The 15275-nt window shown below is 71.7% G+C and carries 13 protein-coding genes; 8 read left to right on the top strand and 5 right to left on the bottom strand.

The features are described from left to right. Window positions 1-287: 287 nt before the first annotated feature. Genes ABD224_RS09935 through ABD224_RS09920 form a run of 4 tightly spaced genes read left to right on the top strand, consistent with a single transcriptional unit; the run spans window position 288 to window position 6754 of the window. Window positions 288-1115, top strand: coding sequence for a glycosyltransferase family 2 protein (locus ABD224_RS09935; RefSeq protein ID WP_344049035.1), 828 nt, complete (start codon window positions 288-290; stop codon window positions 1113-1115). Next, complete coding sequence (locus ABD224_RS09930) at window positions 1112-2110, top strand: glycosyltransferase family 2 protein (RefSeq protein WP_344049034.1); 999 nt, start codon at window positions 1112-1114, stop codon at window positions 2108-2110. The genes ABD224_RS09935 and ABD224_RS09930 overlap by 4 nt, the downstream gene beginning before the upstream one ends. Next, window positions 2107-2910 carry a polysaccharide deacetylase family protein gene (locus ABD224_RS09925; protein ID WP_344049033.1) on the top strand — a complete coding sequence of 268 codons (804 nt, stop codon included), beginning with the start codon at window positions 2107-2109 and terminating at the stop codon, window positions 2908-2910. Before ABD224_RS09930 ends, ABD224_RS09925 begins: the two co-directional genes overlap by 4 nt. Beyond that, on the top strand, window positions 2903-6754 hold the full coding sequence (locus ABD224_RS09920) for a lipopolysaccharide biosynthesis protein (RefSeq protein WP_344049032.1): 3852 nt from the start codon (window positions 2903-2905) through the stop codon (window positions 6752-6754). Before ABD224_RS09925 ends, ABD224_RS09920 begins: the two co-directional genes overlap by 8 nt. A gap of 215 nt (window positions 6755-6969) precedes the next feature. Here ABD224_RS09920 and ABD224_RS09915 read toward each other — a convergent pair whose 3' ends face one another. Next, window positions 6970-8391, bottom strand: a complete 1422-nt coding sequence (locus ABD224_RS09915; protein WP_344049031.1) for a GH39 family glycosyl hydrolase — start codon at window positions 8389-8391, stop codon at window positions 6970-6972. 284 nt (window positions 8392-8675) lie between these two features. Continuing rightward, window positions 8676-9044, bottom strand: a complete 369-nt coding sequence (locus ABD224_RS09910; protein WP_344049030.1) for a GntR family transcriptional regulator — start codon at window positions 9042-9044, stop codon at window positions 8676-8678. 143 nt (window positions 9045-9187) lie between these two features. On the opposite strand from ABD224_RS09910, the gene ABD224_RS09905 reads away from it, so the two are divergent. Continuing rightward, window positions 9188-10114: a GNAT family N-acetyltransferase gene (locus ABD224_RS09905; RefSeq protein WP_344049029.1), complete on the top strand. Its 927-nt coding sequence runs from the start codon at window positions 9188-9190 to the stop codon at window positions 10112-10114. Continuing rightward, entirely contained in the window at window positions 10095-10595 is a 501-nt protein-coding gene (locus ABD224_RS09900) for a ribonuclease FAU-1 family protein (RefSeq protein WP_344049028.1), read from the top strand. Before ABD224_RS09905 ends, ABD224_RS09900 begins: the two co-directional genes overlap by 20 nt. A 44-nt stretch (window positions 10596-10639) precedes the next feature. Here ABD224_RS09900 and ABD224_RS09895 read toward each other — a convergent pair whose 3' ends face one another. Beyond that, entirely contained in the window at window positions 10640-11266 is a 627-nt protein-coding gene (locus ABD224_RS09895; RefSeq protein WP_344049027.1) for a class I SAM-dependent methyltransferase, read from the bottom strand. Between the two features lie 162 nt (window positions 11267-11428). On the opposite strand from ABD224_RS09895, the gene ABD224_RS09890 reads away from it, so the two are divergent. Both ABD224_RS09890 and ABD224_RS09885 read left to right on the top strand, forming a co-directional pair. Further along, the gene (locus ABD224_RS09890; protein ID WP_344049026.1) at window positions 11429-11563 is read left to right on the top strand and encodes a hypothetical protein; all 135 of its coding nucleotides are present in this window, start codon (window positions 11429-11431) and stop codon (window positions 11561-11563) included. Between the two features lie 271 nt (window positions 11564-11834). After that, on the top strand, window positions 11835-12920 hold the full coding sequence (locus ABD224_RS09885) for a lytic polysaccharide monooxygenase (RefSeq protein WP_344049025.1): 1086 nt from the start codon (window positions 11835-11837) through the stop codon (window positions 12918-12920). Window positions 12921-12979: 59 nt separating this feature from the next. Here ABD224_RS09885 and ABD224_RS09880 read toward each other — a convergent pair whose 3' ends face one another. Together ABD224_RS09880 and ABD224_RS09875 are read right to left on the bottom strand one after the other, a co-directional pair. Then, window positions 12980-13840: an esterase/lipase family protein gene (locus ABD224_RS09880; RefSeq protein WP_344049024.1), complete on the bottom strand. Its 861-nt coding sequence runs from the start codon at window positions 13838-13840 to the stop codon at window positions 12980-12982. 477 nt (window positions 13841-14317) lie between these two features. Beyond that, window positions 14318-15226, bottom strand: coding sequence for a S1 family peptidase (locus ABD224_RS09875; RefSeq protein ID WP_344049023.1), 909 nt, complete (start codon window positions 15224-15226; stop codon window positions 14318-14320). Window positions 15227-15275: the final 49 nt, after the last annotated feature.

Genomic DNA, 15275 nt, shown 5'->3' with positions numbered 1-15275 from the left:
CCGCATCGGTGCGTCAGCAAGCGGCTCCAGGGGAGGGTCAGAGCCAGGACGCATCCGGCGCGGAGCGCGGTAGGGGGGTGCCGTGCTCGGTGACCGCAGATGTGACCGAGCCGTGCCGCGCGACCGGCTGCCGTCGACCCGGCGGGCCGGCCAGCTTCACCGACCCACCCGGCGTGCGCCCAGGAGCCGTTGCGGCGCGCCCGGGTGACAAACCCCCCTTTCGAACCGGACAGACAGCCGGGCCGCCCCAGAGCGGGCGGTCCGCCGGACGAGAGGGACACGACATCATGGGCTCCGTTCCGCGCCCGCCTTCCTCGGCACAGGGAACGCAGGAACCGACGGCCACCGCATTCCGGCCGATCTCCTCCCACTTGGCGATCGCACCACCGGTGAGCGTGGTGATCCCCGCCATGAACGAGGCGGAGAATCTGCCCTACGTCTTCAAGACGCTTCCCGGGTGGATACACGAAGTGGTCCTCGTCGACGGCAACTCGACCGACAACACCGTCGAAGTGGCCCGCGAGCTGTGGCCCGACGTGAAGGTCGTGACACAGCGCGGCAAGGGCAAGGGGGATGCCCTGATCACCGGCTTCGAGGCGTGCACCGGCGACATCATCGTGATGGTCGACGCGGACGGTTCGGCCGACGGCGGCGAGATCGTCTCCTTCGTCTCCGCACTGGTCTCGGGCGCGGACTTCGCCAAGGGGTCCCGGTTCGCCAACGGCGGCGGCACCGACGACATGACCTTCATCCGCAAGCTCGGCAACCGGATCCTGTGCGCCGCGGTCAACCGCAAGTTCGGTGCCCGCTACACCGACCTGTGCTACGGCTACAACGCCTTCTGGCGGCACTGCCTGGACAAGATCGACCTGGACTGCACCGGCTTCGAGGTCGAGACGCTGATGAACATCAGAGTGGTCAAGGCCGGGCTGAAGGTGCAGGAGATCCCCAGCCACGAGTACCTGCGCATCCACGGCACCAGCAATCTGCGCGCCGTGCGCGACGGGCTGCGGGTGCTGCGGGTGATCCTCAAGGAGCGCTCCAACCGGCGCGAGCTGCGCCGCCAGGAGCGGCACTCCCCCCTGCTCGACACCGTGCGGGGAGAAGTGTCTTGAGCGATCCCGGCATCTCCGTCGTGATCTGCGTCTACACCGAGGACCGCTTCGAGGACATCCTCGCGGCGGTCTCCTCGGTGCGGGCGCAGTCCCGGCCGGCCCTGGAGACGCTTCTGGTCGTGGACCACAACCAGGCGCTCCTGGACCGGCTGACACGGGAGTACAAGGAGGCCGCGGACGTACGGGTGCTCGCCAACGCGGGCCCCCGCGGCCTGTCCGCCGGCCGCAACACCGGCATCGCCGCCTCCCGCGGCGAGATCATCGCCTTCCTCGACGACGACGCGGTGGCCGAACGGGACTGGCTGCGGTACTTCGCCGAGGGGTACGCCGACCCGAGGGTGATGGCGGTGGGCGGCCGTACGGTGCCCATCTGGGCGTCGGGCCGCCGGCCGGCCTGGTTCCCGGAGGAGTTCGACTGGGTGGTGGGCTGCACCTACAAGGGACTGCCGCCGGGCCGGGTCCGGGTGCGCAATGTGCTCGGCGGCAACGCCTCCTTCCGGCGTACGGCGTTCGACGTGGCGGGCGGCTTCGCCACCGGCATCGGACGCGACGGCGACAAGCGCCCGCTGGGCTGCGAGGAGACGGAGCTGTGCATCCGGCTCGGCAAGGCCCGGCCGGACGCGGTCCTTCTGATCGACGACCGCGCGGTCATCCACCACCGGGTGCCGGCCTCGCGCGAACGCTTCCGCTACTTCCGCACCCGCGCCTACGCCGAGGGCCTGTCCAAGGCGCTGGTGGCCCGCAGCGTCGGCGCGGCCAAGGGCCTCGAGTCCGAACGCCGTTACACCACCCGGGTCCTGCCCGCCGGAGTGGCCCGCGGGGTGCGCGACGCCCTGCTGGCCCGGCCGGGCGGCGCGGGCCGGGCCGGTGCGATCGTCGCCGGAGTGCTCGCGGCCGCGGGCGGCTACGCCGTCGGCAGCATCCGGGCGCGCCGGGGCGGCACCCGCTTCCGGATCGTGGAGATCGAGAACGGCGAGGGGGGAGAGGACGCATGAACGCACCCGTACCGGTGCTCATGTACCACGCGGTCGCATCCGAGCCCAACAAGGCCACGCGCGCCCTGTCCGTGGCACCGGAGGCGTTCGCGGAGCAGATGGGCGTGATCAAGGGCCTGGGCCTCCACCCGGTGACCACCGCCCAGCTGGCCGCCCACTGGCGCTCGGAGGGCTTCGTGCCGCTGCCCCCGGACCCCGTGCTGATCACCTTCGACGACGGCTACGAGGGCGTCCACCGGCACGCCCTGCCCGTGCTGGCGGGATACGGCTTCCCGGCCACGCTGTTCGTCTCCACCGGCTGGATCAGGGGGGCGTACGACACCGGGGGCGCCCTGGACACCATGCTCGACTGGGACCAGGTGCGCGCCCTCGCGGCCGAGGGAGTCGAGATCGGCGGGCACAGCCACACCCATCCGCAGCTGGACCAGATCGACGACGACGCCCTGTGGTCGGAGCTGATCCGCTGCAAGGAGATCGTCACCGGTGAACTGGGCACCGCCCCGGTCTCCTTCGCCTACCCCTACGGCTACTCCGACCGCCGGGTGCGGGCACGGGTACGGGCGGCGGGCTTCAGGCAGGCCCTCGCCGTCGGCAACGGACTGGCACGCCGCCGGCAGGGTCCGTACGCCCTGCAACGGCTCACCGTGCGCCGCAGCACCACCCTCGAGGAGTTCGAACAGCTCGTCCAGGGCCGCGCGATCGCCCGGAACTTCGCCAGGGACCGCGTCCTCACCAAGGGGTACGCCCTGGTCCGCAGAGCACGTCAGGTCCGCCGGAAGGCCATCCGCAGCAGTGTCTGACACGACCACCGCCACCGAGGCGTCGACCCCCGAGCCCCGCGCCCCCGAACAGCCGGGGCGCCGGCTGCGGCTGCCCGGACGGGACCGGCCCGGCGGCGGCAATCCGCTGTTCCGCAACGCCTACGCGCTGATGCTCAACACCGGGATCTCCGCGGTGCTGGGCCTCGGCTACTGGCTGATCGCCGCCCGTTACTACTCCGCCGACGCGGTCGGCCAGGGCTCGGCCGCCATCGCCGCCATGAAGCTCCTCGCCGGGCTGACCGCGGTGACGCTCACCGGTGCCCTGGCCCGCTTCATCCCGGTCTCCGGCCACGCCACCGGCCGTCTGATCGCCCTCACCTATACGACCAGTTCGCTGATCGTGGCCTGCGCGGCCGGAGTCTTCCTGTTCACGCTGGATCTGTGGGGGCCGTCGTACCGCTTCCTGCACGGGCCTTTGTACGGCCTGGGCTTCGTCGTGGTCGTGGTGGCCTGGAACCTGCTCACCCTGCAGGACGGGGTGCTGACCGGGCTGCGCAGCGCCCCCTGGGTGCCGGTCGGCAACACCGTGTTCTCGGCGGTGAAGCTGGCGCTGCTGGTCGCCCTGGCCGCCGTGATCCCGGCGACGGGTGTCTTCGTCTCCTGGGGGCTGGCGATCGCCTTCTCCATCGTGCCGCTGGGCTGGCTGGTGTTCCGGCGTCTGGTGCCCCGGCATGTGAAGGCGACCGAGGACCACGCGAAACCGCCGACGATGAGGGAGCTCGGGCGGTTCCTGGCCGGCGACTACACCGGCTCGCTGTTCTCGCTCGCGGTCGTCTACATGGTGCCGGTGATCATCGCCTCGCAGGTCAGCTCCGCGGACAACGCGTACTTCTACATCACGACGACGATCGGCGGAACGGTCAATCTGCTCGCCATCAACATGGGCGCCTCGCTGACCGTGGAGGGCTCGCACGACCCGGCGCGGCTGGCCGCCAACACCCGGGCGGCCCTGCTGCGGATGGCCCGGATCATGCTGCCGATCTGCGGGCTGATGTTCCTGCTGGCACCGCAGGTCCTGCGGGTCTTCGGCGAGGACTACGCCCACGCGGCGACTCCGCTGCTGCGCTGGTTCGCCGTGGGCGCGCTGCTGCGGGTCGTGATGGAGACGTACTTCGCGGTGCTGCGCGCACAGAGCCGCACGGCCGGACTGGCCTGGCTGCAGGGCCTGCTGTGCGTGCTGGTGCTCGGACTGACGCTGCTGCTGCTCCCCCGGATGGGGCTGACCGGCGCGGGCGTCGCGGAGATCGCCAGCCTTGCCGTGATCGTCGCGATCGCCGCACCCCGGCTGTACCGGATCACCAAGGGCACCCCGGCCGCCGCCGCCCCCGAGGACACGGCACCCGACGGGACCCTCGCCGCTCCCCGGGTGCGCGAGATCCCCGTCGAGGGCACGCCGCGCCGGCGGCCCGCCTGGGCGCTGGACTCCGACACCCTGGTCCTGGGTCTCCACGCCGACTTCGACCATGTGGAGCGGCGGCCGGACGTACGGCCCGGGCCGGACACCCCGCCCGCCGGCACCGCCCTGGGGCCTTCCGTCCCGTCCGCACGGCCGCCCGAACACCTGGGACTGCCCGTGGAGCAGCGGAAGCCGGGCCCGAAGGCGTCGCACGGGCCGACTGAGCGGGAGGTGGACATGCCGTTCGCGGAACGGGAGGTGGACGCACCGTTCGCCGAGGAGGAGCGGGCCGTCCTGCCGAGGGCGGCGACAGCGGCGCCCGTTCCCGGATTCGAGCCGGACCCCGCCCCCGGAACGAAGGAGGAGCCCCCTCCCGACGAACCCCCGCGGTCCTGGCGGCGGCGTCTGACGCCCACCCGGCCCGGTGTCCTCCTCGGCTGCCTGCTGACCGCCGCCCTGCTGCTGTACTGGGTGCCCGCGCTGCGCCTCGGCGACGCCGGCCTGGACCGGATGGGCGGGCTCGGCCTGGTCTCCGTCCTGCCGTCGCTGACCCTGGCCGGAGCGGCCCTGCTGGCCGTGGTGTTCGCCGCGCTGCTGTGGCTGCGCCGCGAGCACCGGGCACTGCTGCTGGTCACCCTGCTCGCGACCGTCGTCTCCCTGCACGCGCTGCCCGCCGTGATCGAGAGCGAGCCGCGGTTCGCGACGGCCTGGCAGCACCTGGGGTTCATCGACTACATCCATCGCACCGGGTCGGCCGTACCGGACCTGGACGCGCGCTGGAGCTGGCCCGGGTTCTTCGCGGTGGCCGCGTTCGTCGCCGGCGCCTGCGGGCTGAACGACCTCACCGAGGTCATCCGCTGGTGGCCGCTGACCATGCAACTGCTGTACCTGGCGCCGATGTTCCTGCTGGCCCGTTCGATGCGGGCGAGCTGGCGGGCCAGGTGGACCGGCGTATGGATCTTCGTGCTCGGCGGCTGGGTGGGCCAGGACTACTTCTCCCCGCAGGGCTTCACCTATCTGCTCTACCTGGTCTTCGTGGCGATCCTGCTGGTCTGGTTCCGGGCGCCGCGCATGCTGTGGACTAAGGTGCGCCCCGGCGAGGCGGAGGTCGAGCCGGCCGGCCGGCCGCAGCGGGCCGTGCTGCTCGCGGTCGTGATCGGCCTGTTCCTCGCCAGTGTCCCGGCCCACCAGCTCACCCCGTTCGTGATGCTGGGGGTGCTGGCCGTACTGGTCCTGGCCGGCCGGTCCGAACTGCGCGGCCTGCCCGTGCTGTTCGCGGTGGTGGTGGTGTCCTGGCTGGGCTTCATGGCCGAGCCGTACTGGTCCGGGCACTTCGACGAGCTGTTCGGCGGGGTCGGCGGGATCGGCAGCAATGTGTCGACGTCCGTCTCGGGCCGTATCCAGGGCGGCGACTCCACGCACCAACTGGTGCTGTACGCACGTGTGCTGCTGGCCGGTGCCGTGATGGCCCTCGCCTGCTGGGGCTGGTGGCGGCGGCGCGAGCACCGGTACCGCGAGCGGTCGCTGCCGGTGCTCGCCTTCGTGCCGTTCCTGGGCTTCGGCATGCAGTCCTACGGCGGCGAGATGGCCCTGCGGGTGTTCATGTTCGCGCTGCCCGGCGCCGCCCTGCTGGCGGCGCTCGCCTTCTTCCCGCGGGCCGGGGTGAACGCCGAGGAACGCGAGAAGGACCGGGTGAGCCTGGCGCCGCTCGCCGCGCTGACGGCGGGTGCGCTGCTCATGGGCGGCTTTCTGGTCGCCCGGTGGGGCAATGAGTCCTTCGAGCGGATCCGGCCCGGCGAGGTCGCCGCCATGGAGTACGTCTACGCCCACGACGAGCCGACCGTACGGCTGCTGTGGCTGAGCGACGACCCGGTCGACCACGTCACTCCGGCCATGCCCTGGGGCGCCAGGGACATGGAACGCGTCGTCTATGTGCCGACCCAGGCGCCGACCGACCCGGTGCTGGTCTCCGGTCTGGTCGAGGCGCTCAGGGACGCGGGCCCGAACTCGTATCTGATGGTCAACGAGAGCCAGGTGATGTACCTGCGGATGGACGCGGGCTACTCGGACACCTGGTCCGCGCGGCTCATGGAGAACCTGGACAACCGGCAGGAGCTGCAGAAGGTCTTCGTCAACGACGACGTCGCCCTGTACGCGCTGCGCGAGCAGCCCGGGGACACCGTGCCGCAGCCCCAACCGGGGCCGGCCGGTCCGCGGGTGACCTGGACGCCGTGGTCGCTGGCCGGCGGCCTCGCGGCCCTGGCGCTGGTCGTACTGCTCACGGCCCGGGAGTTCGTCCGGGTCGCGATGCGGCCGAGTGTGCGCCGGCTGCGGTGGCTGCAGGGCAGCTTCTGGTTCTCCCTGCCGCTGCTGGGCGTACTGGCCGCCACGCTGGTGCAGCGGTTCCTGACGATGGGGGGCGGCTGACGGGACGACGGCGGGGAGAGCGAGCCGGGCGGGGGCCGGTGCCGGAGGGCGCCTCCCCGCCTTTCGCGGCAATGAGCAGTGAGCAGTAAGGCCGAGCAGTAAGGCAGTCAAGGGGACCGTGAGGGGACACCCCGCCGGCCGACGGCACTACGGCGGGCGCGGTGCCGGGGCCAGCGCGCCCGGCCGGGTGAGCAGCCCGGCCCGAGTGCACGGCCTCAGCGCTTGAGCCACTTCACCTCGTACGCCTTCATGTCGAACCGCTTGCCGTCGACCTTCGCGCTGATCGGCCGGTTCAGGGTGTTGACCACCAGGACGGTCCGGTCGCTCGCCAGGACGCGTACGTTGGGCACGTCGTCCGGGGCGACGGACACCGTCCGGTACGTGGTGCCGGGCGGGAACTCCCGGCTGAAACGGGAGAGCAGGCCGTACAGGGGCAGTGCCCGTCCACCGTCGGAGGAGTCGGTCGGCGTCCACAGGCAGCCGGGGCAGTCGCCCTCCTTCTCCTGGGGGTTCCAGTAGAAGCCGGAGGTGGCACCGCCCTTGGCGATGGCGATCAGACCGGCGGCCTGGACGGCGACGCGGTGCGGCTCGGACCAGCCCTTGCGGTCGTCGTTGCGGTCGGCGGGCTCGACGTAGTACTCGGCCCACCACAGCGGCAGTCCCGGCGTCTGCTGCCGCACCCACCGGCCGACGGCCGTGAACTTGTCGGTGGCGGCGAACTCGTCGGGCAGCAGCTTGTCGCCCTCGGTGGTGTAGCTGGAGCCGTCGACGACGACGAAGTCGGCGCCGGCCTTGTGCTGGTTCCAGTAGGTGAAGGCGTCCAGGACCCGCTGGTCCATGGCGCCCCAGGGGCCGCGCACGACGGTGGAGGCGTTCTCCTCCTGCCTCGGGTCGACGCTGTCCATGACGAGGTAGGGGCCGCCCACCATGTTCTTGGGGTCGACCTGCTTGAGCGCTGTGTAGACCAGGTTGTAGAGCTTGGTGTAGCCCTCGTAGTCCCAGCGGCCCTCGGCGTCGTTCCAGAAGCCCTTGAACTCGTTCCAGACGATGAAGTGGCGTACGTCCGGATAGCGCTTGGCGACGGTCGCGGCGAGTGCGGCGAAGTCCTTGTAGTGCTCGGGGAGCGGGGCGGTCTCCAGGGCGGCCTGGCTCCAGTCGGTGTTGCCGGCGCCGGCCCGGCCGCCCTTCATCCAGTCCGGGGCGCAGCACAGGGTGATCACCGGGGTGCCGCCGGAGGCGCGGATGAAGTCGATCCGGCGGTCCAGCGCCTCGAAGTCGTAGTGTCCCTTGACCGGTTCGGGGTTGTCGGCACCCCAGCCCATGATCGCCTGGTTCTGCGGCAGGCCGCCGTCCCTCGACAGCAGTTTCCTGACCCGGCCGGTCGCCGTGGCGTTGCCCTCGTCGGCGCTGAACTGGGTGTGCGTGAAGCCCCAGCCGACGTACGGCCTGTCCGCGCCCGGCCGGAACACGGGCGTGCCGTGCACCTTGTCGCCGTCGCGTGTGGTGCCCTCGGTGCTCGCGCCGCCGGGCAGTGTGCTCACCAGGGCCACGAGTAAGGCCACGACCACCGCACCCACCCCGAGCAGCGCGGTGAGCCGCCACCGCCCTGCCCCCGTAATCCACCCATGACGTCCCATCAGGGACAACAGTAAGGGGGGAAATCACCCTTGGGACAGGGGTTGACCATATTCGGCCCCTGTCCGATCGGATCCGGAGCCGTGCCCGGCTTGTGCCCGGACCCGCGGGAGCGCCGACGCGTCCCCGGGCGTGCGGAGACCGCCGAAGCACCACCCGCGTGTGCGCGCCCGGTGCTTCGGCGGGGACGCGGACCGGTTCACCGGAACGCCGGGGCGCCGGGCCGGCGGTCCAAGGGCTGACGGTGGCACGGACTCCGCCGGCGCTCCTGCCCTGCGGGGCTCCCCTACTCCCCGTAGGCCGCCCGCAGGGCGTCCCGTACGGCGTCCAGCGCCTCGTCCTCGCCGAGTCCGAGCCGCCGTACCCGTTCCGCGTAGGCCTGGGCGGCCGCCGCGGCCTCCCGCACCGCCGCCGAGCCCGCGGCGGCGATGAACGTGCCGTTGCGCCCCCGTGTCTCGATCACGCCGTCCGCCTCCAGCACCCGGTACGCCTTGGCGACCGTGTTCACCGCGAGCCCGAGCGACTCGGCCAGTCCGCGCACCGTGGGCAGCCGGTATCCCACCGGCAACGCTCCCGACCGGGCCTGCTCGGAGATCTGCGCCCGCACCTGCTCGTAGGGGGGTGCGCCGTCGTCGATGTGGATCTTCAAGGTCACGAGGCGATTGTCCCGTATGCGCGCGCCCGCGCCCCAGTGGACGGCGGGAACGAACACCTCCGGGCCCGGAACCTCCTGCCCGGAAAAGGGCGGGGCGAAAATGGGAGGCGTCCGATCGAGCCTCCCCCGTAGCGTGCGTGCCCATGACTGTGATCGTCCGCGACCTGCGTCCCGATGCACGAGCCGACCTCGAGGGCTTCGCCCGTGTCCGGCACCGTGCCCTCCCCTACCTGCTGATCACCCCCGAATCGCTCGTCCACGACCTCGCCCATCTGTCCCCCGAGGCCCATTACCGGCCGCTCGTCGCCGTGGCGGACGGCGAGGTGGTCGGCACGGCGCAGGTGCATCTGTCCACCGAGAGCCCCGAACCCGGCCAGGGCAACATCAACGTGTACGTGGACCCCGCGTACACGCGCCGCGGTGTCGGCAGCCTTCTCGTACGGGCCGCCGAGGAGCACCTGGTCGCGCACGGGGCGGTCAGGCTGTTCGCCTGGGTGCTGGACGAGCCGGGCAACCGCGCCTTCGCCGAGCGGCACGGCTACCGGGCCGGCCGCTCCGCGCACTTTCTCCGTCTGGACCTGACGGGCACAGCCCTGCCCCCGCTCCAGGACCCGCCGCCGGGCGTGGAGCTGCGCACGGGCTCGGACTTCGCCGACGACCCGCGCCCGCTGTTCGAGCTGGAGGCGGAGACGACGGCGGACGAGCCGGGTGACATGGACCTGGAGCTCAGCGACTACGAGGCCTGGCTCGAGCAGAACTGGCGGCACCCGCTGCTCAGTCTCGAGCTGACAACGGTGGCCGTGGTCGACGGCCGTCCCGCGGCGTTCTCCGCGGTCCGTACCGACGGCACCCGCTACTTCACCTCCATGACCGGCACCGCCCGGGCCTTCCGCGGCCGAGGGCTGGCCAAGCTCGCCAAGAACGACTCGCTGCATCGTGCGCGGGCCGCCGGGTACACGGAGGCGCTCACGGGGAACGACACCGGGAACGGATCGATGATCGCGGTCAACAAGTGGCTCGGGTACGAGGTGTGCGCGACGGAGGTGCGGTATGTCCGCGATCTGGCCTGAGCCCGGAAGCCGGCTGGACGTGGTCCTCGTCAAGGCCGGTCTCACCAAGATCCGCTACCCGGCGGAGCTGCTGGTCGACGACGGCACGCGCATCACCGTGCGTGCCCCGTGGGCGGGCGGGGCGATACGCGACTTCGGCTTCGTCCGCTTCGAGCCGGGCGACGTCTTCACCGAGCACTACTGGCGCGATCGCTGGTACTCGGTGAAGGAGGTCCGCGACGCCCGGGGCGCGCTGAAGGGCTGGTACTGCGACGTGACCCGCCCCGCGACCCGTCTGGGCGTGGAGGTCGTCGTCGAGGACCTGGACCTGGATCTGTGGCGTTCGGCCGACGGTACGGACATACGGCGCCTCGACGAGGACGAGTTCGCGGCGAGCGGCCTGGCGGAGCAGGATCCCGAGGCGGCCGCCGCCGCTCTGGCCGCGCTCGACGAGCTGGAGGTGCTGGCCCGCGAGGACGGCTTCGAGGCCCTGCTGACCTGACCTGAGCACCCGCCCCCGTCCTCGGGGCCCGGGCGCTCAGGTGCTCAGATCGAGGCCACCACCGCATACCGTTCGTCGTCCACTCCCCTGCCCCACAGCCCGGCGTCGCCCGACAGGTGCTCCAGATGAAGGCGGGAGACAAGTGGCCGCAGAAGCATGGTCAGCCGCTTCGAGGGTATGCCGATCGGGGTGACCGTGCCCCGGACACCTTCGACCAGGACCATCCGGCCCTCCGGCCGCAGCAGCTCCTTCCAGCGCCGCAGCGCACGGGCGGGGTCGGGCAGCGTCCACAGGACGTGGCGGACCAGGACGGCGTCGAAGCGCTGCCCGCCCACCGGCGGGTCCGCCGCGTCACCGACCAGGCACACCGCGTCGAGGCCGGCGAGCTTGACGCGAGCCCGCTCCACCATCGCCGGGGACAGGTCGACCCCCGTCACCCTGTGCCCCTGCTCGGCCGCGAGGAGCGACAGGCTGCCGGTGCCGCAGCCGAGGTCGAGGACGTCGGAGGGAGAACCGGGCAGCCAGTCGCGCAGCCGCTCGGCCCAGGCGGCCCGCACCCGTGGATCACGCAGCCCGTGGTCCGGCTCGTCGTCGAAGACGGCGGCCCGGGCGTCCCAGTCCACGCGCTCCCGGGCCGATCCGTCATCACCGGCAGCAGTCCGTTCGCTCATGGTCCAAGGATGACGCCGGCCACTGACACAAGGGTGATGCCGACCACTGACAGCCGAACCGTGACAGCCACCACAGACAAACCCGCACCGATGAGGAACTCTCACCCGAAAGGCCTACCCCCGTCGGCAGACGGACCCCGGTAGGCGTCGAAGGAGGCAGCCATGCGCCGTGTGACCGTGCGGAAGCCCCTGAGGAAGACGGACCCTCGCAAGATCCGTGAGGAGATCGACGAGCGTTCCGTCGGGCGGCCCGAGATCCGCAAGGACATCGCGCGCACATGGTGGCCGGACAGCTGAACGGCATCGGCACTACCCGTGTCCCGCGGCCGGCCCCATGGCCGGCCGGCAGGCGCCCTGACCGGACAGGGGCCGCGAGGCCGGACCTGAGCGCAGCCTCAGCGCTTCCTTAACGCGAGCATAAGAATCGCCCGCCGGAGCCCCTGGCGGGCGATTTCGCGGTTTCTTCGGGCTAGCTTCTGGATCACCCCCCACGTGGATCACCCCCCCACGGAATACGGCCCGCGGGACCCACTCCCCCGTACTCAGAAGCGTTCCGAGGAGTTCCCTGATGTCCGCACGCCGCAAGGCCGCCACGCTCGCCGCCCTCGGCCTCCCCTCCCTGGCCCTGACCGCGCTCGCCGCGGCGCCCGCGTCCGCGCACGGTTCCCTGGGGGACCCGGTCAGCCGGGTGTTCCAGTGCTACGGGGAGGGGCCGGAGAACCCGAAGTCCGCGGCCTGCAAGGCGGCGGTCGCGGCCGGTGGCACCCAGGCGCTGTACGACTGGAACGGCGTCCGGATCGGCGACGCCGGCGGCCGGCACCAGGAGCTGATCCCGGACGGCAAGCTGTGCAGCGCGAACAACGAGGCGTTCAAGGGCCTGGACCTGCCCCGCGCGGACTGGCCGGCGACGTCCGTGCGCAGCGGCTCCCACACCTTCAAGTACCGTGTGACCGCCCCGCACAAGGGCTCCTTCCAGGTCTACATCACCAAGCCCGGCTACGACCCGGCGAAGCCGCTGGCCTGGAGCGACCTGGATCTGGAGCACCCGGTCGCGACGGCCACCGACCCGGCTGCCTCGGGCGGCTTCTACACCTTCTCCGGAACGCTGCCCGAGCGCTCCGGCAAGCATGTGCTGTACACGGTGTGGCAGCGCTCGGACAGCCCGGAGGCGTTCTACTCCTGCTCGGACGTCGCCTTCGGCGGTGAGAGCGGCGGTGGCGCGTCCGGCGGTTCCGCAGCGGCGCCGGTCGCCTCCGCGCCGACCGAGCAGCAGATCAAGGCCGGTGCCGACAAGTCGTCGGTCGAGAACCACGGCCAGGGGGACGCGGACCCCCACACGACCACGGACCCGTCGCCGGCCTCGGCCGAGGACGAGGCCAAGGGCACGGACGAGCAGAAGGCCGAGGCCAAGGACGCGCCCCGGGACACGGCCGAGGACGCGGGCGAGCAGCCGGCCGCGGCTCCGGCCGCCGACGCCGGTGAGCCGAACCGGCCGAAGGCCGACGGCGCCCCGGTGAACCTCGCCGAGACCGGCGGTGACAGCAGCACCCCGTACCTCGCGATCGGCGGTGCGGTCGCCCTGGCGCTGGGCTCGGCGGCCCTGTTCGCCTCGGTCCGCCGGCGCGCCGCGGCCGGAGGCCGACGGGGCCGCTGACGCGGCCCGTGAACGCGGGGCCTGTCCGGTGGCTCAGACCGGACAGGCCCCGAAGCACGTCAGCTGAACACGGACGCGCAGGTGGTGGGGGTGGCGCGGGCCGGGTCGAGCGCGTTGGCCACCTCATGGAAGGCGATGCGGTCGAACACGCCGATCGCCAGGTGCTCGGACAGGTCGAGCGGGCACAGGTCCTGCAGCAGGACGTTGCGCACGCCGGGACCGGACAGGTACTGGCTGCGCCACGGTGTGACCACCTCGTCGTACTTGGTGGCGATGACGGTGTAGCGCACGCCGGGTACGGTGTCGCCGCCCGCGTTGAGCTTGGTGAGGAAGGCGGATCCGGCGATCTGGTCGGCGAGGGCGGGGGTGGTGGCCTTGAGCAGATCGGCGGCGCCGGGGAAGTACGGCAGCAGGCCGGTGAGCCCGTTGAGGGTGGTGCCGTGGTTGCTGGGCGCTATGCCGACGAGGGCGTTCACCTTGGCGGCCCCGCCGAGGAACTTCAGGTAGTAGCGGGGCATCATGCCGCCCTGTGAGTGGCCGACGAGGTCGACCTCGGCGGCGCCGGTCGCGGCGAGCACCTTGTCGACGAAGGCGGCCAGTTGCTCCGCCGACTTGTCGATGGGCCCAAGGCCGTAGAAGACCGGGACGCCCTCCAACTGACCGTAGTCGAGGGAGAAGACGCAGTATCCGCGGTCCTTCAGGTACGGAGCGAGCCCGATCCAGTTGGTCACGGCGTTGCCGAGGGTGCCGTGGACGAGGACGACGGGGCGGGGGTGGGCGGCGGAGGGCCTGCAGCGGTAGTCGTTCCAGCCGCTGCTGGGGGCGCCGGCGGCGTGGGCGGTGACGGCGGAGGCGACGGCGAGCACGGTGGCCAGGACCAGGGCGACGAGGGGTCTGGCCGCCCGCTTGAAGGGCAGCATCGTGTGATCTCCTTGCGAGTGGGGGGAAGCGCGACGGCACTGCGCCCTGTGATCCGGATCACGGGATGTTGTTCACTCGTCAAGTTACGGGCCAGTAGCGCAGGCGTGAAGTAACGGGTTGGCAAAAACTCTCATAGATGCCCTGGGTTCGTGATAATGCACCTGACGAACAGTCATCAGGCGTGAAGAACAGGCACATACGACACACTCCCCCCAACTCCCCGTGGAGTGGCCGTACTTCCTCTTCCCCTCAGCTTTTCCCCAGCGCTTCATCCGCACCCGCGCCCGCACCGCCTCGGCACCCGGAAGCCGTACGGCTCGCGAACACCGCCCCGCTCCCCCAGCCCCACCGCGCATCGGCCCTCGTCCTCCGTACCGCACGAAGACCCCGCCCTTGCCTGCGCAAGGGCGGGGTCTTCGATGCGTGTGAAGGCGGGGCGGAAGCCGGGCCGCGCGGTTGGCGGCCCGGCCCGGGGGTCAGTAGACCTGGACGCCGTAGGCGCTCAGCGCCTCGGTGACCGGCTGGAAGAAGGTCGTGCCGCCGACGGTGCAGTTGCCGCTGCCGCCGGAGGTCAGACCGTAGGCGATGCCGCTGCTGGAGTAGAGCGGGCCGCCGGAGTCGCCGGGCTCGGCGCAGACATTGGTCTGGATGAGGCCGTAGACGATGTCGCCGCCGCCGTAGTTGACCGTGGCGTTGAGCGCGGTGACCCGGCCGGTGTGCGTGCCCGTGGTGGAGCCGTCACGGATGACGGTGGTGCCCACGCTCGGGGTGGCCGCACCCACGATGTCCACGCCGTTGGCCGTGCCGGGCCGGCTGACGGAGGAGTTGGTGTACCGGACGATGCCGTAGTCGTTGCCCGGGAAGCTGGAGCCCGCCGTGGTGCCGAGCACCGTGGTGCGGCTGGAGTTGGAGTACCAGGTGCCCGCGCCGTCGGTGCAGTGACCGGCGGTCAGGAAGTACTCGGTGCCGTTGCTGGCACGGACGTTGAAGCCGAGGGAGCAGCGCCAGCTGCTCGCGTAGATGGCGTCACCGCCCTGGATCAGCTTGGTGAACTTGCCCGGGGTGCGCTTGATGGTCAGAGCGCCGGCGTTGCTCCCCGCCTGCTGCTTGATCTTGTTGATCTCGGCCTGGGAGACCGTGCTGTCGACCGTGACGACAACCCGGTTGGTCTTGCTGTCGATCGCCCAGGCCGTGCCCGGGATGTCGGCCTTGAGCACGGAGTCGCTCGCCTTGGTGAGCTGGGCCGCGCTGAAGGTGGTCGGCGTGTCGGCCGCATTGGCGCTGGGGACGGCGAACGCGGCTGCGGCCACGAGGCCGGATGCGACGGCGATCAGCCGAGTCCGTCTCGTCACGCCGCTGCGGGGAGTGATGCGCTTGATCCTCACTTTTTCGTTCCTCCACCAAGGAAGTCGGGGGCCCGCGTGGGGTCCGGGC

It is taken from the genome of Streptomyces thermoalcalitolerans (genome assembly GCF_039525155.1).
GTDB lineage: Bacteria > Actinomycetota > Actinomycetes > Streptomycetales > Streptomycetaceae > Streptomyces > Streptomyces thermovulgaris.
This window is presented reverse-complemented; position numbering and strand designations above follow the sequence as displayed.

What these genes read in the sequence shown, in the direction of transcription:
- ABD224_RS09935 (WP_344049035.1), top strand. Translation starts at nt 288, where the DNA reads ATGGGCTCCGTTCCGCGCCCGCCTTCCTCGGCACAGGGAACGCAGGAA.
- ABD224_RS09925 (WP_344049033.1), top strand. Translation starts at nt 2,107, where the DNA reads ATGAACGCACCCGTACCGGTGCTCATGTACCACGCGGTCGCATCCGAG.
- ABD224_RS09905 (WP_344049029.1), top strand. Translation starts at nt 9,188, where the DNA reads ATGACTGTGATCGTCCGCGACCTGCGTCCCGATGCACGAGCCGACCTC.
- ABD224_RS09900 (WP_344049028.1), top strand. Translation starts at nt 10,095, where the DNA reads ATGTCCGCGATCTGGCCTGAGCCCGGAAGCCGGCTGGACGTGGTCCTC.
- ABD224_RS09880 (WP_344049024.1), bottom strand. Translation starts at nt 13,840, where the DNA reads ATGCTGCCCTTCAAGCGGGCGGCCAGACCCCTCGTCGCCCTGGTCCTG.
- ABD224_RS09885 (WP_344049025.1), top strand. Translation starts at nt 11,835, where the DNA reads ATGTCCGCACGCCGCAAGGCCGCCACGCTCGCCGCCCTCGGCCTCCCC.
- ABD224_RS09895 (WP_344049027.1), bottom strand. Translation starts at nt 11,266, where the DNA reads ATGAGCGAACGGACTGCTGCCGGTGATGACGGATCGGCCCGGGAGCGC.
- ABD224_RS09915 (WP_344049031.1), bottom strand. Translation starts at nt 8,391, where the DNA reads ATGGGACGTCATGGGTGGATTACGGGGGCAGGGCGGTGGCGGCTCACC.
- ABD224_RS09890 (WP_344049026.1), top strand. Translation starts at nt 11,429, where the DNA reads ATGCGCCGTGTGACCGTGCGGAAGCCCCTGAGGAAGACGGACCCTCGC.